At 68.4% G+C, this 25,938-nt stretch carries 10 protein-coding genes and 1 pseudogene; all 11 read left to right on the top strand.

Features of this window, described 5'->3' with window-relative positions:
• Positions 1-707 precede the first annotated feature (707 nt).
• A complete protein-coding gene (locus tag VT84_RS06990) occupies positions 708-1,436 on the top strand; it encodes a hypothetical protein (protein WP_082839023.1) in 729 nt (242 codons plus the stop codon).
• Complete coding sequence (locus VT84_RS06985; protein WP_082839022.1) at positions 1,403-12,436, top strand: RHS repeat-associated core domain-containing protein; 11,034 nt, start codon at positions 1,403-1,405, stop codon at positions 12,434-12,436. The genes VT84_RS06990 and VT84_RS06985 overlap by 34 nt, the downstream gene beginning before the upstream one ends.
• 22 nt (positions 12,437-12,458) lie before the next feature.
• Positions 12,459-13,196 (top strand): hypothetical protein, encoded by a 738-nt coding sequence (locus VT84_RS38225; RefSeq protein ID WP_157469284.1) that lies wholly within the window; start codon positions 12,459-12,461, stop codon positions 13,194-13,196.
• A gap of 595 nt (positions 13,197-13,791) precedes the next feature.
• Entirely contained in the window at positions 13,792-15,672 is a 1,881-nt protein-coding gene (locus tag VT84_RS06980; RefSeq protein WP_082839021.1) for an AAA family ATPase, read from the top strand.
• 385 nt (positions 15,673-16,057) lie between these two features.
• Positions 16,058-18,964 carry a glycosyltransferase gene (locus VT84_RS40005; RefSeq protein ID WP_204249722.1) on the top strand — a complete coding sequence of 969 codons (2,907 nt, stop codon included), beginning with the start codon at positions 16,058-16,060 and terminating at the stop codon, positions 18,962-18,964.
• Positions 18,965-19,954: 990 nt separating this feature from the next.
• Positions 19,955-21,481, top strand: a complete 1,527-nt coding sequence (locus VT84_RS06970; protein WP_082839019.1) for a hypothetical protein — start codon at positions 19,955-19,957, stop codon at positions 21,479-21,481.
• Positions 21,424-21,639 carry a hypothetical protein gene (locus VT84_RS06965; RefSeq protein WP_082839018.1) on the top strand — a complete coding sequence of 72 codons (216 nt, stop codon included), beginning with the start codon at positions 21,424-21,426 and terminating at the stop codon, positions 21,637-21,639. Before VT84_RS06970 ends, VT84_RS06965 begins: the two co-directional genes overlap by 58 nt.
• A 61-nt stretch (positions 21,640-21,700) precedes the next feature.
• Entirely contained in the window at positions 21,701-22,858 is a 1,158-nt protein-coding gene (locus VT84_RS06960) for a right-handed parallel beta-helix repeat-containing protein (RefSeq protein ID WP_082839017.1), read from the top strand.
• 75 nt (positions 22,859-22,933) lie between these two features.
• Positions 22,934-24,862 (top strand): glycosyltransferase, encoded by a 1,929-nt coding sequence (locus tag VT84_RS06955; protein WP_082839016.1) that lies wholly within the window; start codon positions 22,934-22,936, stop codon positions 24,860-24,862.
• A gap of 20 nt (positions 24,863-24,882) precedes the next feature.
• The gene (locus tag VT84_RS39495) at positions 24,883-25,323 is read left to right on the top strand and encodes a glycosyltransferase family 2 protein (protein ID WP_162271629.1); all 441 of its coding nucleotides are present in this window, start codon (positions 24,883-24,885) and stop codon (positions 25,321-25,323) included.
• Positions 25,218-25,547 (top strand): annotated as a pseudogene (locus VT84_RS41975) (glycosyltransferase); the annotation flags it as partial. The gene VT84_RS39495 and the pseudogene VT84_RS41975, both read left to right, overlap by 106 nt.
• Between the last annotated feature and the right edge of the window lie 391 nt (positions 25,548-25,938).

Here is a 25,938-nt window from a genome sequence, read left to right as displayed (position 1 = left end):
TTGCGACAGATCAGACGCAGGCGCGGCCCCGAACGCCGGCTCCGTCGATTCGATCCCCGCTCCTGGAGCGACCGATGTGCGAACCCGGAGCGGGCCCCACGCGATCGTCACGCGTGAAGAATATCTTCTTTAAAGGCAAGATATTACGCCCCGGAGCCGATCGAGGCGCGAAGTTCGGAGCCGCGACTGGAGCCCCAGGACCGTGTTCAGCCGAGTCACAAACAGGGTTGTCAATTAACGCGCCACGTTCCGTAGACGAGCGGCTCTCGGTCCGTCCGAAGGTGGTTCCGGGAACGAGTCGCTTGACCTCCGCACGTCAACCGATCGCTCGGTTCGAATCGGGAGCGACTCGTTGTTGCTGTCGAGCCCATTACGAATGCCCTGATGGCAAAATGGAAGCGGCCCCATTCGCGCGGCTTGCCGGTTACAGGTAACGAGAACCGACGGGCGACGGGATCAACCGGTACGTTCTCCAAAACCGTGGCCGTGAGCGGCGGCACCAGCGTGAGCAAATACCGCACCTGGAGAGGTAGGGGCGCGGCCCTTCGATCGGGGCCGAGTTTCATAACGGTTTGTTGACTGGTCCGAAATCGACAAGAGGGGCCCGAGGCCGGGCCCGAACGTGATGGGCGGTTCGCTACCGGCGGCGCCCCACACCACGCCCGAACAATCCGTCCGAACACCGTTGGCTCGGGAGCGAGTGACTCATGGCGCAGGTACGGGCGAGTTGGGGCGAGTTGGTGATCCCGGACCCGGTCCCGTTCGGCCCCGGGTGCCCGCCCGGGGGCGTCGGGGCCACGTTCCCCACGTTTCCCGACCTCGGGACCGCGACCGCGTGCACGGACGGCACGTGCGGGAGCGGGGCCCCGGTGACCCCGCTCCTGTACCGCTGGCTCCCACTGTGCCGGGGGCAGCTCAACGCCTCGGCCCCACCGGGCGCGGTCCCGGTCTTCAACAGCCCGGTGCTCGACCAGGCCACCAAGATGCTCGACCGGTGGCGCCGCGAAGTAGCGCCCCCGATCCCCGGGCTCGACGCCGGGCCCGCGCGCGTGAACCCCGGGGGCGGGCACATCACCCTGGCCCTGGGCCCGCCCGACGAGGGCCCCGTGGTGCTCCCCGTGGCCCTCGTCTACAACTCGCGGCGCCCCGGCCCGGGCGAGGCCGGGTACGGGTGGACCGTGTTCCCCAAGTCCGCCATCACCTCGATCACCAGCACCGCGCTGGACCTGGCGACCGGGGACGGGACCGTCCTGCGGTACAACGGCAAGGACCCGGACGAGCAGTATCGCACCCCCGGGGCTCGACCGACGCCCTGGCGCGCGACCCGGCCTCGGGCACCTGGACCCGGACCGCGGCCGACGGGTCCGCGGTCCATTACACCGCGGCCGGGCGCGCGGACTACATGTCCACCACCGGGGGGAACCGGTGGACCCTGACGTACGGTTCCGGGGACCGGCTCGCCGCGGTCAGCAACCCGTTCGGGACCCGGACCACGCTCACCTACGACGGATCCGGGAACCTGCACCGGATCACCCAGCCGAGCGGGCGCCTGACCACGGTGGTGGTGAGCGCGTCCGGGGACCTGACCGCTCTGACCCAGCCCGACGGAACCCGGTACAGCATGACGTACGACGGGGCCCATCGGATGACCGGGTTCACGGACCCGCTCGGCTCCACGACCCAGTACGGGTACACCTCCGGGAAGCTGTCCGCGGTGACCGGGACCAGCGGCTCCCAGACCGCGTTCGCGTACGCTCCGTACCGGGGCAACGGGCTCAACGCGCAAACCCGGGTCACGGACCCGGTCGGGAAAATCACCACGGTCGCGTTCAACGCGTTCGGGAACGTGGGCGCGGTCACGAACCCGCTCGGGGAGCGCACCTCGTACCTGTGGGACGCGCACCGGCTCGTGGGGTTCGTCACCGCGCGCGGGAGCCGGACCACGTTCACGTACTTCGACCGGGCCGACCGGACCGCGTCCCTCGAGACCATCGTGGACGCGCGCGACGGCACGTACACGATCGGGTACGACGCGACCGGGCTCGTTGAGGCGCTCACGGACCAGGAGGGCAACGGGGCCACGCTCGCCTGGGACGGGCCGGGCGAGCGCACCGCGGTCACCGACGCGCTTGACGAAACGGTCGAGTACGATTACGACGAATTGGGGCGCGTGATCGCGGTGACGGACCCGCTCGAGGCGATCACGACCACCGTGTACGACGACGACGGGTCGATCGGGGCGATCGTGGACGCGCTGGAAGCCCGAACGACGTACGCGTACTCGGGGACCCGGCAGCCCCTGCGCGTGGTGGACCCGCTGAGCCGGGTGTCCACGCTCGCGCACGACCCGATGAACCGGCAGACGGCCCGGATCGACCCGCTCGGGCAGCAGACCAGTTTCTTCTACGACGCGGCCGGGAACCGGACCGGGACCCGGGACCCGCTCGGGCGCCGCAACTCGACCACCTACGACTCCTCGAGCCGGGTCACCGCGACGACCGACCCGTCGGGCGCCCAGACGCTCTACGCGTACACCCCGGACAGTTTGGTGCAGCGGGTCACGGACCCACTGGGCCGGGCCACCACGACCGTGTACGACGCGGTCCGGCGCCCGGCGGCCTCGGTCGACCCGCTCAACAACCGCACCACGACCGTGTACAACGCGGCCGGGCGCGCGGCCGCGCGGGTGGACCCGCTGAACCGGCGCTGGAGCACGGTGTACGACCCGAACGACCGCCCGATCGCCCAGATCGACCCGCTCGGGAGCCGCACGAGTACCGTGTACGACCGGGCCGGGCGCGCGGTGGCGAGCATCGACCCGTTGTTGCGGCGCACGAGCACCGTGTACGACCCGAACGACCGGGTCGTGGCTTCGATCAACGGTTTGGCCCAGCGCACCACGACCGTGTACGACGGGGCCGGGCGCGCGGTGGCGCGCGTGGACCCGCTACTTCGGCGCACGAGCACCGTGTACGACCGGACCGGGCGCGCCCTGGCGAGTGTCAACCCCTTGGGCCAGCGCGCGAGTACGATCTACAACGCCGCGGGCCAGTCCGTGGCGAGTGTGGACCCGTTGCAACGGCGCACGAGCACGGTCTTCGACGGCGCCGGGCGCACCCTCGCGAGCGTTAATCCGCTGAACCAGCGTGCGACCACGGTTTACAACGCGGCTGGGCAAACCGTCGCGACGATCGATCCTTTGGGGCGTCGGTCGAGTACGGTTTACGATCAGACTGGGCGCACGTGGGCTAGTATCAACGGGCTCGGGTTCCGCACGACCACGGTGTACGACGTGGCGGGTCAGTCCATTGCCTCGGTGGACCCGCTGCTGCGGCGCACGAGCACCGCGTACGACCGCGCGGGCCGGTCGCTGGCTTCCATCAACGGCCTGAGCCAGCGCACGACGACGGTGTACGACGTAGCGGGCCAGTCCGTGGCGAGTATCGACCCGCTGTTGCGGCGCACGAGCACCGCGTACGACCGGGCCGGTCGCTCACTGGCCTCGATCAACGGCCTGAGCCAGCGCACGACCACGGTGTACGACGCGGCGGGTCAGTCCGTGGCAAGCATCGATCCGTTGCTGCGGCGCACGAGCACGGCGTACGACCGCGCGGGCCGGTCACTCGCTTCCATCAACGGCCTGAGCCAGCGCACGACCACGGTGTACGACGTGGCGGGCCAGTCCATTGCCTCGGTGGACCCGCTGCTGCGGCGCACGAGCACCGCGTACGATCGCGCGGGCCGCTCGCTCGCCTCGATCGATGGGTTCGCCCAGCGCACGACCACGGTGTACGACGTGGCGGGCCAGTCCATTGCCTCGGTGGACCCGTTGCTGCGGCGCACGAGCACCGCGTATGACCGCGCGGGCCGGTCACTCGCTTCCATCAACGGCCTGAGCCAGCGCACGACGACGGTGTACGACGTAGCGGGCCAGTCCGTGGCGAGTATCGACCCGCTGCTGCGGCGCACGAGCACCGCGTACGACCGGGCCGGTCGCTCACTGGCCTCGATCAACGGCCTGAGCCAGCGCACGACCACGGTCTATGACGTGGCCGGTCAGCCCATCGCCTCGGTGGACCCGCTGCTGCGGCGCACGAGCACCGCCTATGACCGCGCGGGCCGGTCGCTCGCTTCCATCAACGGCCTGAGCCAGCGCACGACCACGGTGTACGACGTAGCGGGCCAGTCCGTGGCGAGTATCGACCCGCTGTTGCGGCGCACGAGCACCGCGTACGACCGGGCCGGTCGCTCACTGGCCTCGATCAACGGCCTGAGCCAGCGCACGACCACGGTGTACGACGCGGCGGGTCAGTCCGTGGCAAGCATCGATCCGTTGCTGCGGCGCACGAGCACGGCGTACGATCGGGCGGGCCGGTCGCTGGCTTCCATTAACGGCTTTGCCCAGCGCACGACCACGGTGTACGACGTGGCGGGCCAGTCGGTGGCGAGCATCGACCCGCTGTTGCGGCGCACGAGCACCGCGTACGATCGCGCGGGCCGGTCACTGGCTTCGATCAACGGCTTCGCCCAGCGCACGACGACGGTGTACGACGTGGCCGGGCAGTCGGTGGCAAGCATCGATCCGCTGTTGCGGCGCACGAGCACCGCGTACGATCGCGCGGGCCGCTCGCTCGCCTCGATCGATGGGTTCGCCCAGCGCACGACCACGGTGTACGACGTGGCGGGCCAGTCCATTGCCTCGGTGGACCCGCTGCTGCGGCGCACGAGCACCGCGTACGACCGGGCCGGTCGCTCACTGGCCTCGATCAACGGCCTGAGCCAGCGCACGACCACGGTGTACGACGCGGCGGGTCAGTCCGTGGCCTCGGTGGACCCGCTGCTCCGGCGCACGAGCACCGCGTACGACCGGGCGGGCCGGTCGCTGGCCAGTATCAACGGGCTCGCCCAGCGCACGACCACGGTCTATGACGTGGCCGGGCAGTCGGTGGCGAGCATCGACCCGTTGCTGCGGCGCACGAGCACCGCGTACGACCGGGCGGGCCGGTCGCTCGCTTCGATCAACGGGCTCGCCCAGCGCACCACGACCGTGTACGACGTGGCCGGGCAGTCGATCGCAAGTATCGACCCGTTGCTCCGGCGCACGTCCACGGCGTACGATCGGGCGGGACGGTCGCTGGCCAGTATCAACGGGCTCGCCCAGCGCACGACCACGGTCTATGACGTGGCCGGTCAGTCCATTGCCTCGGTGGACCCGCTGCTGCGGCGCACGAGCACCGCCTATGACCGCGCGGGCCGGTCGCTGGCTTCCGTCAACGGCCTGGCCCAGCGCACGACCACGGTCTATGACGTGGCCGGGCAGTCGGTGGCGAGCATCGACCCGTTGCTGCGGCGCACGAGCACCGCGTACGATCGCGCGGGCCGCTCGCTCGCCTCGATCGATGGGTTCGCCCAGCGCACGACCACGGTGTACGACGTGGCGGGCCAGTCCATTGCCTCGGTGGACCCGCTGCTGCGGCGCACGAGCACCGCGTACGACCGGGCCGGTCGCTCACTGGCCTCGATCAACGGCCTGAGCCAGCGCACGACCACGGTGTACGACGTGGCGGGTCAGTCCGTGGCGAGTATCGACCCGCTGTTGCGGCGCACGAGCACCGCGTACGACCGGGCCGGTCGCTCACCGGCCTCGATCAACGGCCTGAGCCAGCGCACGACCACGGTGTACGACGCGGCGGGTCAGTCCGTGGCAAGCATCGATCCGTTGCTGCGGCGCACGAGCACGGCGTACGATCGGGCGGGCCGGTCGCTGGCTTCCATTAACGGCTTTGCCCAGCGCACGACCACGGTGTACGACGTGGCGGGCCAGTCGGTGGCGAGCATCGACCCGCTGTTGCGGCGCACGAGCACCGCGTACGATCGCGCGGGCCGGTCACTGGCTTCGATCAACGGCTTCGCCCAGCGCACGACGACGGTGTACGACGTGGCCGGGCAGTCGGTGGCAAGCATCGATCCGCTGTTGCGGCGCACGAGCACCGCGTACGATCGCGCGGGCCGCTCGCTCGCCTCGATCGATGGGTTCGCCCAGCGCACGACCACGGTGTACGACGTGGCGGGCCAGTCCATTGCCTCGGTGGACCCGCTGCTGCGGCGCACGAGCACCGCGTACGACCGGGCCGGTCGCTCACTGGCCTCGATCAACGGCCTGAGCCAGCGCACGACCACGGTGTACGACGCGGCGGGTCAGTCCGTGGCCTCGGTGGACCCGCTGCTCCGGCGCACGAGCACCGCGTACGACCGGGCGGGCCGGTCGCTGGCCAGTATCAACGGGCTCGCCCAGCGCACGACCACGGTCTATGACGTGGCCGGGCAGTCCGTGGCCTCGGTGGACCCGCTGCTCCGGCGCACGAGCACCGCGTACGACCGGGCGGGCCGGTCGCTGGCCAGTATCAACGGGCTCGCCCAGCGCACGACCACGGTCTATGACGTGGCCGGGCAGTCGGTGGCGAGCATCGACCCGTTGCTGCGGCGCACGAGCACCGCGTACGACCGGGCGGGCCGGTCGCTCGCTTCGATCAACGGGCTCGCCCAGCGCACCACGACCGTGTACGACGTGGCCGGGCAGTCGATCGCAAGTATCGACCCGTTGCTCCGGCGCACGTCCACGGCGTACGATCGGGCGGGACGGTCGCTGGCCAGTATCAACGGGCTCGCCCAGCGCACGACCACGGTCTATGACGTGGCCGGTCAGTCCATTGCCTCGGTAGACCCGCTGCTGCGGCGCACGAGCACGGCATACGACCGCGCGGGCCGCTCACTGGCTTCGATCGATGGCTTCGCCCAGCGCACGACCACGGTCTATGACGTGGCCGGGCAGTCCGTGGCCTCGGTGGACCCGCTGCTCCGGCGCACGAGCACCGCGTACGACCGGGCGGGCCGGTCGCTGGCCAGTATCAACGGGCTCGCCCAGCGCACGACCACGGTCTATGACGTGGCCGGTCAGCCCATCGCCTCGGTGGACCCGCTGCTGCGGCGCACGAGCACCGCCTATGACCGCGCGGGCCGGTCGCTGGCTTCCGTCAACGGCCTGGCCCAGCGCACGACCACGGTCTATGACGTGGCCGGGCAGTCGGTGGCGAGCATCGACCCGTTGCTGCGGCGCACGAGCACCGCGTACGATCGCGCGGGCCGCTCGCTCGCCTCGATCGATGGGTTCGCCCAGCGCACGACCACGGTGTACGACGTGGCGGGCCAGTCGATCGCCTCAGTGGACCCGTTGTTGCGGCGCACCAGCACCGCGTATGACCGCGCCGGGCGCACCTGGGCCTCGATCAACGGGCTCGGGTTCCGCACGACCACGGTCTACGACGTGGCCGGGCAGTCGATCGCGAGCGTCGACCCACTGCTCCGCCGCACCAGCACCGCGTATGACCGCGCCGGGCGCACGTGGGCCTCGATCAACGGCCTGAGCCAGCGCACGACCACGGTGTATGACGTGGCCGGTCAGTCCGTGGCGAGTATCGACCCGCTGTTGCGGCGCACGAGCACGGCATACGACCGGGCCGGGCGCTCACTGGCTTCGATCGATGGCTTCGCCCAGCGCACGACCACGGTCTATGACGTGGCCGGGCAGTCCGTGGCCTCGGTGGACCCGCTGCTGCGGCGCACGAGCACCGCGTACGACCGCGCGGGCCGCTCACTGGCTTCGATCGATGGCTTCGCCCAGCGCACGACCACGGTCTATGACGTGGCCGGGCAGTCCGTGGCCTCGGTGGACCCGCTGCTCCGGCGCACGAGCACCGCGTACGACCGGGCGGGCCGGTCGCTGGCCAGTATCAACGGGCTCGCCCAGCGCACGACCACGGTCTATGACGTGGCCGGGCAGTCCGTGGCCTCGGTGGACCCGCTGCTCCGGCGCACGAGCACCGCGTACGACCGGGCGGGCCGGTCGCTGGCCAGTATCAACGGGCTCGCCCAGCGCACGACCACGGTCTATGACGTGGCCGGGCAGTCCGTGGCCTCGGTGGACCCGCTGCTCCGGCGCACGAGCACCGCGTACGACCGGGCGGGCCGGTCGCTGGCCAGTATCAACGGGCTCGCCCAGCGCACGACCACGGTCTATGACGTGGCCGGGCAGTCGGTGGCGAGCATCGACCCGTTGCTGCGGCGCACGAGCACCGCGTACGACCGGGCGGGCCGGTCGCTCGCTTCGATCAACGGGCTCGCCCAGCGCACCACGACCGTGTACGACGTGGCCGGGCAGTCGATCGCAAGTATCGACCCGTTGCTCCGGCGCACGTCCACGGCGTACGATCGGGCGGGACGGTCGCTGGCTTCCATCAACGGGCTCGGGTTCCGCACGACCACGGTGTATGACGTGGCGGGCCAGTCCATTGCGAGCATCGACCCGCTGTTGCGGCGCACGAGCACCGCGTACGACCGGGCGGGCCGGTCACTGGCGTCCATCAACGGCTTGGCCCAGCGCACGACCACGGTGTATGACGTGGCGGGCCAGTCGATCGCCTCGGTCAACGGTCTCGGATACCGGACGACTCACGCATACGACGCAGCTGGCCGCCGAACGCGCCTCACGGATGCGAACCAGTATTCCACCACGTTCCTGTTCGACTCGGCCGGTCAAGACATCGGGCGCGTAGACCCGCTGTTGCGCCGGACCACGTTCTCCTACGACGCGGCCGGGCGCCGGACCTCACAACTGGACGCTCGACTTGCCCAGGTCGCGTACTTCTACGACGCGGCCGGGCAGCGGGCCCGAGAGTCGGACTCGGACGGGCGCCGGGTCACGCTCGCATACGATACGGCCGGACGCCGGGTGCTGGTCGCCGATTCGACCGGGCGCACCACTACCGTGTACGATTCGGCCGGGCAAACTGTGGTTGTGGCTCAACCTCTGAACAAGCGCGTCACGTACACGTTCGACGGGACCGGGCGCCGCCGCACCTTGCGCGACCCGGATGGGGGGCGAACCACGTACACTCACGACTCGGCGGGCCAGCTCACCTGGCTCACGAGCGCACAGAACGGTCGCACCACGTTCGCCTACGACGCGGCCGGGCGCGAGGTCGTCAAGGCCCTGGGGAACGGAACCCGCGTGACCCAGAGCTACGACACCACGGGCCGCGTCACCGGGGTCCACACGGGCGGCCCCGCAGGACTCGTCCGGCGCCTCACGTACACGCTCGATCTCCTGGGTCGGCGTGCGAACCTGGCCGCGTCTGACGGGAACCGGACCACGTACACCTACGATGCCACGGGGCAGCTCGTGCGCGAGCGCCGGTCCCCCGCAGGCGTAGACGTGACGCACACGTACGACCCGGCCGGGAACCGAGTACTCCAGGTCGATTCGGGAGTCCGGACCACGTACACGTATGACCCGGCGAACGAGCTCACGCGCGAGCTCAGCAGCGGGAACCGCACCACGTACACCTACGACGACGCGGGGAACCGGGCGCGGGCCGAAGCCCTGGGGGCCACCACTTACTACACCTGGGACGCGCGCGGGCACTTGAGTGTCGCCGAACCCGTGGCCGGTCCGGTGACGTTTACTTACGACGGGACTGGGCGCCGCGCCACCAAGGTGTCGGGCGCGGACACGACCCGGTACGTGTGGGACTTCAAGAAGCTGCTCCAGGAAGCGGACGGGGCCGGGACCACGGAGAACCAGTACCTGTCGACGGAGGGCGAGTACGGAGACCTGGTGAGCGCGTATGGGAGCGGCGGGACGTCGTACTTCGGGTTCGACGCACTGGGCTCGACCGAGGTGCTTTTGGACGACACCGGGAGCGTAACCGCGCGGCTCGCGTACCGGGCGTTCGGGCTCACCGAGGAGAGCGGAGCCGGGAACGACCCGGGCTTGGCCCTGCCGGCCCCGCTCCCGGCGGAGTTGGGCGGGGGAACAAGCGCCGGAACGGGCTCGCCCCTAGCTTGGGTCGGGCGCGAGAACTATTTCCGGGACACCGAGACCGGCCTGTACTTACTCGGGGCCGGGGGCGGGTCCGGAAGCGACGGGCGCTACTACGATCCGGCTACAGCTCGGTTCCTCAGCAAGGATCCCATTGAGGAGCAAGGTGGAAGCTTTAATTTCTACCTGTATTGTGTCAACGATCCAGTGAATAAGGCAGACCCGAGCGGAAATGATTTTGAGGCTTGGCTGAATAGGCAGGGTATCGAGCTGCCTTCATTACCAAACATCGAACTCCCAACACTACCTTCGTTTGAAGATGTTGCCAAGTTTGCACTGCGACAGTTGCCGGGAATGGATAAAGATAAAGCTGACCGACTGGTAGATGTGACGACTGGATTACTCAATAGAGTTAAAGATTTAAATGTAGAGAAAATCATTCGCTGCATCGGCTGCGGCCCGATAGAATTTATAACTAACGCGGGCAATGGCTTACAAACCGGCTTTGAGAAGTTTTTCAAGGCCGATAAACTCGAGTCTCGTGCAAAGAGTATTCTTTTCGAATGGCTTTTCAAAGATATCAATATAGATGATATAAAATCCACCTTGGGCGATACTCTTCAGGTGGATTTTGGTAAACCCGAAGAGATACTAGGCCTGTTGCTCAGATTGCTAGGGCTTACTGAGGATAATTTATTCAACCTTGCCGCTGATGCTATCGGTCGAGATAACATCGCACTGGTTATGTCTCTATATGATTTTTTTGAAGATATTCTTGCCGGCTCAGACGAAGGTACGGGAGCGAAATCTGCTGCCGCCAAACTTCAATCACTGATCGAGCTTCCAGCAGATGCTGGCGATCGATTGTCGATCGAGACGGTCCGAAATACAGCGATTGATCAGGGAGTAGCCGTGTTGGTTAATCGGCTCCCAGAAATCGTTACTAAGCAACTTGCCCCGTTACTGATTCCAGGAGGCGTTGGAGCAGCTGTAAAAGCAGTTCAGACAGTGGTAAAAGTGCTTGAATTTCTACTTAATAATGCCGACCGCGCGGTAAAACAAGTGGACGCCGCTGCGCAAGCAATCGAGCCTTTGGCGTGTGGCGGCAACACAGAGCCTTTGGCGAAGGCAGTTGAGTCTGGTCTTTCAGTACTTGCTGTTGCTGCTATAGACTTTGTGGCAAGTGTCACAGGAGTTTCTGACTTGCGACGTGGTGTTATTGGTGCCATTCCTAAAGGCAGGGCGAAAATTCAGGATGCGATTACAAAACTGATCACTGGTATCAAAAACAAGGCCACAACTCACGTCGACCAGATTGTTACCAAGACGCTAGGAGGTAACAAGCCCGAGGGCACTTTGGTGCTTCCGCCGGTTGGCGCTGATGGCAATAAAGTTTCTGTATGGATCGCAAAAATAGGCAATAACATGCCTAAAATTATGATGCGAGCTAGTCCAGATATAAGCGTCAAGGATGCTCTTGATTATTTCAAAGATTCTGGTTGTCCAAAAAAAGCTGAATTGGCACAAGCCAATACTCTCGTTGCTGAACTCGGGAAGGAATCTGAGTCGCTAGAGAAAATCGCAAAAGAAACCAAAGCGCCGAAAAAGAAAAGGCCTTCAGCAAAGGAAAAGGGGAAGGTGCTGGCTAATATCCTTGCCACGTTGCGAAAAGCGTGTCTGCCTACTTGTGGAGATGATATTAAGGAACTCCCAGACAACGAGTTGAGAACCGCAACACTGCTTAAGGATCCCTGTGGAATAACTACAAAGCAGGCAAATGCCTTTAGGGTGTGCATTGACGAGAAGGCGAAGTCTGACAATGAGGCATATTGGTTCCGTTATCAGCGGTATTTGCTAGGTGCCACTCAACGCAATCGCCGAGGAAAACTCGGTAATCCTTTTGAAAAAAATTGCGGGTCGGATGCACTCAGCTATAGTGAGCACCGTGCTAAAGCAGAAAAAAATCAAGCTAGCGCCCAACTGGGAGAGGGATATAAGCAATGTGCCCTAAAGAAAATAGGCGTTGGTAACAATGACGCATCTGGAAATTGGTATCAGTATCGAGCGGACATTGGAAATGGCGACATGCGTGTCGCTCGCCCTGATGGCTGGACTGATCGTGCCATTATAGATGTCAAGAGCGGGCGGGGTAATGAGCTGAAAATTGGGTGGACTAAGCAAGTACAGGTATACAACGCCTTGGCGAAAACATATAATCCCGTCCTATCGATCGTCATTATTGCCATAGGGAAGGATCCGAAAATATCCAAGTATGTGCTTGGCGGCGGCAGTTCTGTTTTGCGATCCGGAGCCCCACCCGTATATGTTCTTCTCTGGAGCCCTCCGAGCGATGACCCTGCCGCCCTTGGTACCAAATGTGACACTTTGGCAGGAGGCGAATGGTACTTATTCGATGATGGCCAATGGGTGGCCAAGACTGTTGATCAAGTGCAATCCATAACAGGCACTGGTATCGTGAACGCATCAGTTTTGCAAAAACCAGGAGTGTACCGAGGAACTGTTTCAGCCAAACCGGAATCTGACTCCGGAGACGATTGAGGTCAACTGAGGACAAAAGCAGATGCCTGACTACAATGTCGGACAGCCTTATTTGCGACTATTTACGCTTAGTTCTGATTGGAAGCGGCGCGGGTTCGCATTGGCCCCGCTGTTTGATCATCCGGGAATGTCGGCAACCCACTGGGGAGAGGATGATCCGCCGGAGCTACCTTTCTCAGTTAAGGATTATCTCGACTATTGGAACTCCCATGCTGAACCCATCGGGCCGATTGAACGGAAATCACATCCCACTTGGAATGGAGGATATGGCCCCGGAGGCGTATGGATCAATATGGACGCCAATGTCACGGCACAGGATCATGCGAATTTCTTTGACTGGTCCGTTAGCCTAGCCGATGCGATCGGTCCCGAATATGGGGTGTGTAACTACCTTCTTCGCTCGAGCACGAATGATACAATTCATAGAAATAGATCCTGGTCGATTACAGTTACCAATTTTGCCACTTACGGACCGCCTTGGTTTGGAGCCCGGACATTTTTGGGGTCTCGTCTTATTGAACGAATTGGGCGAGAGCGACTGGAGGCCGTTAAAGGGACTATCTATGATCGGCCGTGGGGAGTAATCCTGGATCTCGATGTTAATCTAGCTCATCCTGATCCTGATCAACTCGCATCTGCTCAATCGGCGGCTATGGCTATTCTATTGTCATCTGGTGTCTTTGGCGATTATTCTGACCGTGCAAATCCTCAACCCGGCCCAACTTGGCAGAGCATTGACCACTCGATTATTTTGAAGTGAATCAGGAATTGTTTATTTTATAATTTTATTGATTTTTTTGCAACTGCCCACCGCATTAGATGTGAGTTTACCATGCCTGCGAACGCAGATGATGTAGATCTATTGGTTTAGTTAAATAATTTGGTAAAGCCAGAGCTTTGACCGCTTCTTGTTCTAGCTATAAGCGTCAAGTGAAAATGCAATATTAAGTTATGTCATATTTTATTTCATATAAATAGATTCAAATTGACAACATCAATTAGTATAGTGAATAATTAATCTCTTTTTGTGCCGCCCGTGGGTGCTCGCAACGTCCAAAAGTGTTGCGTTGAAGAGAGCCGGGGAGATGCTCTGTTGAAACTATCAGATTTGAGGTGCCGGAGCTCTCGGAGATTCGTCGAATCGACCCCTCGCAGAATCCCGACAATTCGGATGGTTTCAACAGAGTATCGGGGAGGGGAATTTTAATGTATTACCGTCCATTGCCGTAGAGTCACGGATTGTATCGCGTGTGGTGGCGAGGTTGTTATCTAGAAGTTCACTAATGTAAATTATGTTTTGATTGTATTATAAGTAATAATATATAATTTATATAATAATTGAGCCAAAGTGCATTATGCCTGATAAGCCTCAAGCCGACCTACCGGTTCTGTTCCCCCCTGAGGTCGGGCCGTCCGAGGATCTAACGTGGCTCGCGCGGCGCGCGTCACCGGACCTCGATTCTCCCTTTGCGGGGGATCCGATGTTCGACGCCCTGTTCGACCAGTTGGCCCGTGCGCTCCACCGGCGCGCGAGCCCACACGCTGCGCTGGTCGGTGAGCGCGGGGTGGGCAAGTCCTCGCTCATCGCCGAGTTCGCGCGCCGGGCCGCATGGGACCGCGGGTTCCTGCAGTCCAAGCGCGTGCTGGTCGTGGACGCCCGGCACACTCCGCCCGACGAGGCCCGGGCCCGGCTCACCGCGATCCTCGGGCACGCGGCCCCGCACCCGGACTTGGTCGTGTGCCTGGACGGGCTCCACGGGCTCGTGCTCCCGGCTCAGCGCGAGTCCAACCGCCCGGCCCTGCTCGCGTCCCTGGCCCGGGCCCGATATCACCTGCTTGCGCCCCTCACGCCCCGCGAGTTCGACGACCTGGTTCCGGACGATCCCGAGTTCGCCGAATTGTTTACCGCGGTCGCCGCCCCAGAACCCGAACCCGGGACCGCGCTGCGCCTCCTGACTCACTTCGCGCGAGGGCTGTCCGAGCGGTACCAGGTGCCCGTCGAGTCCGAGGCCGTCCGCCAAGCGGTCGCCCTCACGGCCAATTACGTGCTTAACGACCAGCTCCCCGCCAAGGCCCTCAAGGTGCTCACGGCCGCGTGCGAGGGCGCGGATTACGAGCGACGCCATCTCGGGCGCCCGCACCCTGCCGTTTCGGGGGAGGACGTGGTCGAGGTCGTGGCCGCGCGAACCGGGATCCCGGCCGACACTCTGCGCGGGGTCGCGGACCGCACCGACTACGCCGCGGCGCTCGGCGAGGTGGTGTTCGGTCAGGCCCACGCGGTGCGCGAGGTGGCGACCGAGCTCGGGCTCATCAAGGCCGGGATGACCGACGCCACGAAACCGGCCTCGGTCATGCTGTTTCTCGGTCAGACCGGAACCGGGAAGACCGAGCTGGCCAAGGCCCTGGCCCGGTTCTACTCGACGTCCAAGCGCCTCAAGACGTACACCCTGGGGAACTGCGTCGAGGCCCACAGCGTGGCCACCATCATCGGGGTCCCGCCCGGGTACGTGGGGAGCGACCGCGGGGGCCGGCTGGTCACCGAACTCAACGCGGACCCGTACGGGGTGTTCTTGCTGGATGAGGCCGACAAGGCGCACCCGGACGTGCTCCAGCCGTTCCTGAACCTGTTCGACGAGGGCTGGGTCACGGACCAGCGGGGCACGAAGGCGCACGCCCAGAAGTCGATCTTCGTGCTCACCACCAACGTGGGCCAGCGCATGATCGCGGACATGCACAAGGAGGGGAAGTCGCTCGAGGAGATCACGACCCGGATGAAAGAGGCGCTGGGGCAGATCCGGCACGGGAAGTCGGACCGGCCCGTGTTCACCCCCGAGTTCCTGGCCCGAATCAAGCGCGTGATCGTGTTCCGCCCGCTCGACGGGCCGGCGATGACCGGGATCGCGCGCAAGCAGGCGGCCGAGTTGCGTCGCGGGTGGGCCGAAGGGCGCAACCGCCGGCTGGAACTGCCCGACGCGCTGGTGGAGTACGTGGGGTCTGCTGCCCGCCGGCTGGACGAACGGGCCAACGGCAAGGAGGGCGGGCGGATCGTGCGCAAACTGGTGGCCGAGTGGATCGAAGCCCCGCTCCAGCGCGCGATGGCTGCGGCCCCGGACGAGTACCGGCGGGCCGACGCCGTGGTACTCGAATTCACTCCGCCCGGCGAGCCCCCGGCGGGTGACCAGGCCTACCCGGTTCCGGACGTGACCGTGCGGTTCGAACCGGTCCTGACGCGGTGAGGGAAGCGCGCGGGCCAACGTGTGACTCGCCCGTGAGATGCGATCTCATGAACCCGGTCCGAGAGTGATCGCACCCCGCCCGAAACGCTTCTCGTTTAAAGCCGCTGTGAACTGTCCGCAGGAGTTCACAGCGCAAATGATCGGAACCGCGAATCGGCAGATCCGAACGGGTCCGGTCGTCCCCGATTCCTCGTGTTCATTGAACACACCGCGATCCGCACGTCGCGGGCCGATACAATTTCCGACAAATTTTCTCCTCGGCTCTTGCGTTCATCGGTCGCCGCGATCAGAATGCGTGGGATTTCACGTCCCGTTCCAACGAGTGCGCTCGCGTCATGGCGTTCGCTTCCCGCAGCACGGTCGCGATCGGTCCGGTCATGCCCGGGTGGGGGTCCTGGGACTGGGTCGGCACGTTCCTCGTCGAGCACCTCGACGGGGTGTACCGCACGACCACGTTCGGGGCCTGGGACGAACCCGAGGGGGACGTAGTGCTCGTCGTCAAGCACGCCCCGCCCCCGGACTGGGCGCGCGCGGCGGCCCGGCGCGCGGCCCTCGTGTACTGCCCGATCGACCACTACGGGCCGCGGCCGAGATCGAGGCCGACGCCGACTGGCTCCGCGCGTGTGCCCGGATCCTGGTCCACTGCCGGCGCCTGGAGCCGTACTTCGCGCCGCTCGGCCCGACCGCGTACGTCGACCACCCGCTCAAGTTCGCGGCCCCGACGCGCCGGGTTCCGCGCCCCGGCGGTCCGATCCTGTGGGTCGGGGTGCGCTCGAACCTCGGGCCCCTGGTCGAGTGGGTCAACGCGCACCCGCTCCCGGCGCCGCTCGACGTGCTCACCAACCCCGAGTCCCCGGGTCCGGTCCCGAGCGCCGCCGAGCTCGGGTTCCGCGCGGACCGGGACGTCCGGGTGCACGAGTGGACCCCCGAGCGCCACCGCCAGTTCGTCGTCACCGCCCGGGCCGCGCTGGACGTCAAGGGGGACGAGTTCCGGGCCCGGCACAAGCCCCCGGCCAAGGCCCTGGACTTCGTGGCCTCGGGGCTCCCGCTGGCCATGAACCCGGGCACCAGCTCAGCCGAGCACCTGGCCGCGCTGGGTCTCGAGGTGCCCTCGCCGCTCGACCCGGGAACCTGGCTCTCGGAGCGGTACGCCCAGGGCACCCGGCGCTTGGGAGAGCGTTTGACCCGGGAGCTCGCGCCCGCGCGCGTCGCGGACCGGGTCCGGAAACTCCTTGTGGGGGTGCTGCGGAGCCGGCCCGCGCGGGCACCACTTCCGGTCGCGCCCGCGGGGCTCGAGCAGCGGTACCGGGCGATTCAGGACCGGCTCGCGCGCGGCGAGTACGCGGACGCGCGCCCGGCCCTCGAGGCCCTGGACGCCGCCGACACGCCGGCCCGGCTCCGCGCGGTCGTGCGCAACGACCTGGCCGCTCTCGCGGCCCTGGACGGGAACCGCGCGAGCGCGGAAGCCGGGTTCCGGGCCGCCCTGGAGTTGGACCCGGGCTGCGCCCCGGCCGCGGCCAACCTGGCCGCCCTCGGGGCTCCCGCACCCGCGCGGGAGACCGAACCCGGGACCCCGACCCCGAATCACGAAACTGGTCCGGCCGTTCTGGGACCGCGGTCGGGGCCGCGCGCGGTGCGGGTCGCGGTGCTCAGCGTGCTGTTCAACTGGCCGAGTACCGGGGGCGGGACCGTTCACTCGGCCGAGCTCACCAAGTTCCTAGCCGCCGCCGGGTACGAGGTGCGCCACCTGTACGCCCGGTTCGAGCCGTGGGGCCTGGGCAAGGTCACCGCGCCGACCCCGTTCCCGGCCGAACCACTCGAGTTCACCGGCGCCGAGTGGACCACCGAGGGGCTCGTCACGCGGTTCCGGGCCGCGGTGGACGCGTTCGACCCGGACTGGGTCGTCCTCACCGACTCGTGGAACCTGAAGCCGGTCCTGGCCCGGGCCGCAGGGGGGCGGCCCTACGTGCTCCGGCTCCAGGCCCTCGAGTGCCTGTGCCCGCTCAACAACGTGCGCCTGCTCCCGGGCCCGGGCGGGGAGCCGCGCCAGTGCACCCGGCACCAACTGGCCACGCCCGACGCGTGCGCCCGGTGCGTGCGCGAGCTCGGGCACACGTCCGGGGACCTGCACCGGGCCGAGCGCGCGCTGGCCGGGGTCGGCACCCCCGGGTACCGGGCCGAGTTGTTCGCGGCGTTCGAGGGGGCCGCCGCGGTCCTGGCCGTGAACCCGCTCACCGCGGCGATGGTGGAGCCCCACGCAAGGGACGTGCGCGTGGTGACCGCGGGCATGGACCCGGACCGGTTCCCGTGGCCGTTCCCGAACGAGCGGCGGGCGGGCGCGACCCCGGGGCGCTTGCGGGTCCTGTTCGCCGGGCTCACGCGCGAGTGGATGAAGGGGTTCCACGTGCTCCGCGCGGCCGCCACGCGGCTCTGGGAGGCGCGCCGCGACTTCGAGGTCGTGGTCACGGACGCGGCGCCGGACGGGCCGGTCGAGCCCTGGGCCCGGTACATCGGGTGGCAGTCCCAGGGGGATCTGCCGGGGCACTTGGCCGGGGCCGATGTCGTGGTGGTGCCCACGGTGGCCCAGGAGGCCCTGGGGCGCACCGCGGTCGAGGCGATGGCCGCGGGCAAACCGGTGGTCGCGAGCCGGATCGGGGGGCTCCCGTTCACCGTGACCGACGGGGCCACCGGGGCCCTGTGCGCGCCCGGGGACCCGGTGGAACTGGCCGGCACCCTGGCCCGGCTCCTGGGCGACGCCCCGCTGCGCGCGCGCCTGGGGGCCGCGGGGCGCGCCCGGTTCGAGGAGCACTTCGCGTGGCCCGCGATCGTCGCGCGCCACTACCGGCCACTGTTCGGGGAACCCGTCCCGGTCAGCGACCCGGTTCCGCACGTTGTTGAACCACCGGGACCAGTGGCACCCGCCCCGCAGCCGCTGGTGGGGTGTGTGCTCGCGGTCCGGGACCGCCCGGCCGGGGTGCTCGAGCGCACGCTCCAGACGTACCAGTGGCAAACGGCCCCGGCCGCGGACCGGGTGCTCGTGGATTACGGGAGCGAACCGGCCCACGCGCGCGAGTACGAGAAGCTGTGCGCGCGGTACGGGTGGCGCCTGGTCCGGTGCGAGCCCCCGGAGCCCCGGTGGCACCTGGCGGACGCGTACAACCGCGCGGTCGCCGCGCTGGACCCGCGGGTCGAGGTCCTGTTCAAGAGCGACACCGACGTGCTCCTCGGCCCCGAGGTGCTGGGGGTCGCGGCCCGGCGCGGGCCGGCGCGTTCTGCCAGTTCCGGTACCTGACCCTGCCCCGCGACGCGGACGTGCCCGCGGCCCTCACCGACGCGGCCCAGCTCGGGCCCCTGCTCGAGCGCCTGGGCAAGAACCACGCGAGCGCCGGCCAGGGCCTGTTCGCGTGCCCGGTGGCGTGGTTCCGGGACGCCGGGGGTTCGACCGCGCGTACCGGACCTGGGGGTTCGAGGACCACGACCTGCGGGCCCGGGCCGAGTTGGCCCTGCCGGTCGCCGACCTGCCGTGGCGCGAGGCCGTGCTGCTCCACCAGTGGCACCCGCCGTCCCCGGAGGCCGGGACGCCGCGGAGAACCGGCGTACTTCGACCGCGCGACGGCCGCGGGACAGGTGGTGCGCAACGGCGGGCACCTGTCCCGCCCGACAGGCCCCACCCGGAACCCGTACCGGCCGCTCCCCGGGCGAGAAAGATCGTCGTGGCGACGCGCTCGATGAGCGCCGAACTGTACCGGCTCTCGGGCGAATTCCTCACGTTCGACGGACCGGCCAGGCGCACCGGAGTGCGGGTCACCGAAGCTGGGCCGCTCGGAGTATCTTCCCGGTACCTGGCCCGGGCTCCGACGCGGACTGGGTCGTTTGAACCTGGACGAGGACGCGCTTCCTCCTGGACCCGCCCGGCTCCTGGCGCTTGATCGTCACATGGAGCGGGTGGGTACGCGGCGTGCGGGGTGGCCGGACGGAGGGCGCAGTCCCAATCCGGGCCACAACCGGCCGCGTGCAACGCGTTCTTCAACGTGTTCGACCTGCGCCGGTGCCGGGCCGCGTGGGCCGACTGGGACCGCGTCGCGGCCCTGCGCCACGCGCCCGAGTACGAGCGCGCCCTGGCCCCGTTCGAGCCGACCGGGCCGTTCGCGTTCGACGACTTCGAGCCGTATTACGGGGTGTTCTTCGCGCTCCTGGGAGCCGGGGAGCGCGTGCTGAGGCTCGGGCCGCGACCTGGCGCGACGGGACCAGCACGCTGGTGCGAGGCCCGAGCGGCCCCCTGGTGCTCCACGCGTGGTACGCGCGCGAGTGGGTCCGGGATCCGGCGACCCGGGCCCGGTACGAGGGCGCGGTCGCGTTCGCCCGGGCGCACCGGGCGTGCGCCGGGACCGGGGCGGACGGCCCGCTGCCCGAGGTGCCCGATGCGGTGCTCGCGAAGACCCTGGTCGGGCTCGTGGTGTACGACCGGAGCGCGAACGCCGATCGCTGGCTCGCCGCGTGGCACCGGTCCGCGCGCGGGCCCGCGCGCCTGGCCGTGGTCCACAACCGGGACCGCGCGGACCCGGTCGCCACGCGCGCGATCACCGCGGGCCGGCCCGACGCGTACGTGCCGCGCGAGAACGTGGGGTTCGACATCGGGGCGCTCCAGGACGTGGTGACCGGGCGGTTCGCCGGGGCCCTCCCGGACTGGGAATACCTGCTCTGGTGCACCGACGACTTCGTGCCCGTGCGCCCGGACTTCCTGCTCCGGTTCATGGACAAGGCCCGGGACCCGGGGGTCGGGCTCGTGGCCGGGCGGTTCGGGTACTGGCCCGGGCGCTGGAGCGGGCTCGAGTCCGAGCGCCACTGCCGGACCGCGGGGTTCCTGGTCCGGCGCGACGTGGCCGCGCGGCTCCGGTTCCCGGTGGCGAAGGTGGTGACCCGGGACCAGTGCCTCGCGTTCGAGCACCGGCCCGGGCACCTGATGGAGCAGGTGCTCGCGCTCGGGTACCGGGTCGCCGACCTGGGCGACCCGGACGCCCGGGTCATGTGGGACGCGGACCACGAGGCCCACCTGGACCGCTGGCCCGCGTACGCCCGGGCCTTCGGTACGGGCCCGGGGGGCGGCGCGGCCCCCCCGCGTGATCACGGCTCGCGCTCGAGCCGCGGGGCCGTGCCCCGGCGCGAGCGCGTTCCATCTTGCTTAAACGAGGGAGCAGCTATGGCCGTCGAGCGGTTCGCGAACGCCGCACAGACCACGTTGACCGCCCCGATCGCGGCCGGGACCGCGCCCATCGTTTTTACGGTATTTAGCGCGAGCGCGTTCCCGAGCGCGGGCAACTTCCGGGTGCGCATCGATAACGAGCTCATGCTCGTGACCGCGGTGAGCGGGACCTCGTGGACCGCCACGCGCCCGGTCGAGGGCACGACCGGGGCCGCCCACGCCACCGGGGCCACCGTCACCCAGGTGCTCACCGCCGCCGCGATGAACGCGCTCGGGGCGATCAGCGCCGACCAGGCGTCCGGCACCGTGCTGGCCGGCCCGGCGTCGGGCGGGGCCGGGGCCCCGCGTTCCGCGCCCTGGCGGCGACCGACCTGCCCGGGTTCAACGCGAGCGGCCAGGGGTACCCGTCGGGCCCGACGTTCCTCCTGGCCCTGGGCGCCCCGGCCACGACCGGAGCGAACAAGACGAACGCGGTCATCGCGCCCCGGGCCGGGACCGTCACCAAGGCGTTCGCCGCGGCCAAAACCGGCCCCACCGGCGCGGACCTGGTGTTCGATATTAACGTCAACGGGGCGACCATCTGGTCCACGCAGGCGAACCGGCTGAAGATCGCGGCCGGGGCGACCAGCGGGACCCAGTCGACCTTTAACACGACCACGGTGGCCGAGGGCGACCTGCTGACCATCGACGTCGACCAGGTGGGGAGCACGGTCGCGGGCCAGGACGTCACGGTCTACCTCCTGATCCTGCTCCAGAACAGTTGATTCCGTTGCGGTCCGGGGCCCTCCCGGTCCCGGTCCGCGTAACCGAAGCGCGAGGTGGCTCGTGGCGGGCGCGACGAAGTACGTGGACAACGTGAACGGCAACAACGGCTTCAGCGGCGACAGCCCGGCCCAGGCGTACGCCGACGTCCCGACCGCGATCGCCAACATCAGCGGGGGCGGGAACACGGTTTACATCAAGAACAACGGCCCCTCGAGCCCGTACCAGCTCACGGCCGCGATCGCGCTCACCGCGGGCCTCAAGGGCGACGCGACCAACGGGCGCAACACGTTCGAGGGGTACACCACGACCCCGGGGGCCCGGGACGGGCGCCCGACCGTCACGAACGCGGCGAACAGTAGCAACCTGATCACGCTGAACGACAACGATTACACGGTGTTCCGCCACATCTACTTCTCGCACTCGGCGTCGACGCGGGGGGGCGCGTTCAACGCGGTCACGTCCGGGACCACGCCGCTCTACGTTCAGGACTGCGTCGTCGACGGGTGCCTGGGCGTGTTCGCGTCGGTCGGGTTCCTCAACGTCGTGGTCCTGGAGTCCGTCGAGGTCAAGAACACGACCTCCGTGAGTGCCGCCCTCTTGGTCCAAGGGGCCGCGTACCTGTACGGGTGCTGGATCCACAACAACCCCGCCGACGGGGTCCGGACGACGAACGGCTCGACGACCACCGTGTACCTCGAGAAATGTCTCGTGACGAGCAACGGGGCGGTCGGCGTGAACGACGTTTCGAGCTCGAGCGGCGTCGCGATCACGGTGAAGGATTCGGTCGTCTGGGGCAACGGGGGGTCCGGTATCAGGTCCGCGGCCAAGACCAGTTTCTCGACCACGCTCGACCTCTCGAACACGGTCTTCGGGGCGAACGGGGCCGGGGGCTCCGGGTTCAACATCGAGTGCCTGGACCCGCAAGTCGAGACGGACCTGAACGTTCGCCTGACGCGCCGGAACTTCCACTACACCAGCGCGTCCGGGAGCTACTCGGGCGTGGCGGCCGGGTTCGACGACGTCGCCCTCACGTCCGACCCGTTCACGAGCGCCGCTTCGAAAGATTACTCGCTGAACAACGCGAGCGGCGGCGGGGCGCTGGTGCGCGGCACGGCGTACCCGGCCAACTTCCCGGGTGCGGCGTTCACGAGTTACCGGGACGGGGGGGCGGTCCAGCACCGGGACGCGGGCGGGGCTTCGGCGGTCGCCTACTGGTAACGTGTCCTCCCGCCGAAAACGGGCCGATCGGCCCGCGGCGGGATGTGAACATCGGGGCGTCGGGACGGGTACCTTATGCGCGTGTGCGTGATCTACGACGACCGGGACCGGCCCGAGACGACCGGGGGGTACTGCCTGCGCGCGCTCCGGGAGTTGGGCCCGGTGGCGCACGCGCGCCCGGACCAACTGGGCGCGATGGCCCCGGCCGACTTCGACCTGTTCCTGCGGGTCGACGACGGGCTCGAGTACCCGGTCCCGGGGCACCTGCGCCCGCTCGCGTGGTGGGCCATCGACACGCACCTGGGGCCCGACCGGTGCCTGACCCAGGCACGGGCCGCGGACCTCACGTTCGCGGCCCAAAAGCCCGGGGCCGGGGCCCTGGAGCGGGCCGGGGTCGCGGGCGCCGAGTGGCTCCCGCTCGCGTGCGACCCGGGGGTCCACCGCCCGCACCCGGTCGGAGTCGGGCGCGACTGGTGCTTCGTCGGGAACCGATTCCCGGGCCCGCGCACCGAGCTCCTCGAGCTCCTGGCCCGGCACCTCCCGAACCACTTTACGGGCACCGCGTACTTCGACGAGATGGCCCGGGTGTACTCGGGGACCCGGGTCGCGTTCAACCGGTCCGTGCGCGACGACCTGAACATGCGCGTGTTCGAGGCCCTCGCGTGCGGCCCGCTCCTGGTCACCAACGCGCTGCCCCCGGACGCGGGTCAGGACGAACTGTTCCGGGACGGGGAGCACCTGGTCACGTATTCAGGTCCCGAGGACCTGCTCGACAAGGTCCGGTTCTACCTGGCGCGCCCGGAGGCGCGGGAGCGGGTGGCCCGGGCCGGGCGCGCCGAGGTCGCCGCGCGCCACACGTACCGGCACCGGATGGAGCGGGTCCTGGCCGCGGCCGCCGCTCGGCCCCACACGGTGCCCGTGTCGCCCCCGGCCGCTCGAAACCCGGAGCCCGCGCCCGCGTTCGATCCCGGGTACTTCGAGTTCGACCGGCCCGAGTTGCTCGCGCTAGTGCCCGAGACCGCGGCCGACGTGGTGGACCTCGGGTGCGGGGCCGGGCGCCTCGGGGCCGCGCTCAAGGCGCGCCAGGCGTGCCGCGTGGTCGGGGTCGAACACGACCCGGGGGCCGCGGCCGCCGCGCGGGCCCGGCTCGACCTGGTGCTCGAGGGCGACGCCGAGGCCCTGGACTGGCCGTTCCCCGACCACTCGTTCGACGCGGTCGTGTGCGGGGATGTGCTCGAGCACCTGCGCGACCCGCTCGCGCTCCTGAAACGGGTCCGCGCCTGGCTCCGGCCCGAGGGGGTTCTGGTCGTGAGTCTCCCCAACGTGCGCCACCACACGGTCGTGCGCGCGCTCCTGGGCGGGGACTGGACGTACGAGCCGGCCGGGCTGTTGGACCACACGCACCTGCGGTTCTTCACCCGGCGCGAGATCGAGAAGCTCCTGTTCCGGGCCGGGTTCGCGGTGCCCGAACTGGTCCCGGTCCCGGGGCCCGGGTACGAGGACTGGGCCGCGGCCGGGCGCCCCGGCGAGGTCGCCGCGGGCGGGCTCCGGGTCGGGGGCCTGGACCCGGCCGACGCCGAGGAGTTCTACGCGTACCAGTGGCTCGGGGCCGCGCGCCCGCGCCCGGACCCGGACCCCGGGCTCACGTCCGTTGTGATCCCGACCCACAACCAGCTCCACTTCACGCGCCGGTGCGTGGACGGGATCCGGCTCCTGACCGACGAGCCGTACGAGCTCGTGTTCGTGGACAACGGGTCCGCCGACGGGACCCCCGAGTACCTCCGGGCCCTGGCCGCCGCGGACCCGCGCGTGCGCGTGGTCCTGAACCCCGACAACCGGGGATTCCCGGTCGCGTGCAACCAGGGGATCCGCGCCGCCGCCGGGGCCCAGGTGCTGCTCCTCAACAACGACACCGTGCCCACCACCGGGTGGCTCGCCCGGCTCCTGGGGCGCTCCGCTCGGGCCCGGGCGTCGGGCTCGCGGGCCCGTGCTCGAACCGGGTGAGCGGGGACCAGCAGGTCCCGGTGACGTACGACGAGTGGGACCTGGGCGGGCTCGACGGGTTCGCCTGGGAGCACGCGCGCCGGCACGCGGGGCGCACCGAGGGCACGGACCGGCTCGTGGGGTTCTGCCTGCTGATCTCCCGGGCCGTGATCGACGCGGTGGGGCTCCTGGACGAGGGGTTCGGGCTCGGGAACTTCGAGGACGACGACTACTGCCACCGGGCCCGGGCGGCCGGGTTCCGGGCCGTGATCGCCCGGGACGCGTTCGTACACCACGTCGGCGGCGCGACGTTCCGCGCCACCGGAATCGACTACACCGCGCTCCTGGCGCGGAACGCCGAGCGGTTCCGCGCCAAGTGGGGCCCCCAGGCCCCTCCGGACGGTCCGGGTGCGACCGGGGGCCGGGCGCGCCCCGGGACGAGTTCGGGGTCCGCACGCACCCCGGGGGCGGGTTGGTCCTGACCCGCCACTCGGGCCCCGTGCACCTGTCCGGGTGCCTGATCGTGCGCGACAACGCGGGCACGATCAGGGCGTGCCTGGAGAGCCTGCGCCCGTGGGTCGACGAACTCGTCGTGGTGGACACGGGCTCGGTCGACGGCACCCCCGAAATCGCCGCCGGGCTGGGGGCCCGGGTGTTCCACTTCCCGTGGGTCGACGACTTCTCCGCGGCCCGCAACGAGTCCGTGCGCCACGCGCGCGGGGCGTGGGTGTTCTGGATGGACTCGGACGACGTGATCGACGCGCCCAACGGGCGCGCGCTCCGGGACCTGGCCCGCGGGCCGCACGGGGCCGCGGTGCTCGGGTACGTGGTCCGGGTCCACTGCCCGGGCCCGCCCGGGACCGACGACCTGACCGTGGTGGACCACGTCAAACTGTTCCGGAACCGGCCCGAGCTCCGGTTCGAGCACCGGATCCACGAGCAGATCCTGCCCGCGATCCGCCGGGCCGGAGGGGAGGTCGCGTGGACCGACCTGTTCGTGGTCCACGCCGGGTACGACCACACCCCGGCGGGCCAGGTGCGCAAGCGGGACCGGGACCTGCGGATCCTGCACCGCGAGATCGACGAGCGCCCCGGGC

Origin of the sequence: Gemmata sp. SH-PL17, assembly GCF_001610855.1 — a bacterium.
GTDB lineage: Bacteria > Planctomycetota > Planctomycetia > Gemmatales > Gemmataceae > Gemmata > Gemmata massiliana.
Note: the sequence above shows the minus strand (reverse complement) of the source record. Positions and strands in the feature narration are given on the sequence as shown.

Coding starts and splice junctions, on each gene's coding strand:
- VT84_RS06990 (WP_082839023.1), top strand. CDS start 708: ATGGCGCAGGTACGGGCGAGTTGGGGCGAGTTGGTGATCCCGGACCCG.
- VT84_RS06985 (WP_082839022.1), top strand. CDS start 1,403: ATGTCCACCACCGGGGGGAACCGGTGGACCCTGACGTACGGTTCCGGG.
- VT84_RS38225 (WP_157469284.1), top strand. CDS start 12,459: ATGCCTGACTACAATGTCGGACAGCCTTATTTGCGACTATTTACGCTT.
- VT84_RS06980 (WP_082839021.1), top strand. CDS start 13,792: ATGCCTGATAAGCCTCAAGCCGACCTACCGGTTCTGTTCCCCCCTGAG.
- VT84_RS06955 (WP_082839016.1), top strand. CDS start 22,934: ATGCGCGTGTGCGTGATCTACGACGACCGGGACCGGCCCGAGACGACC.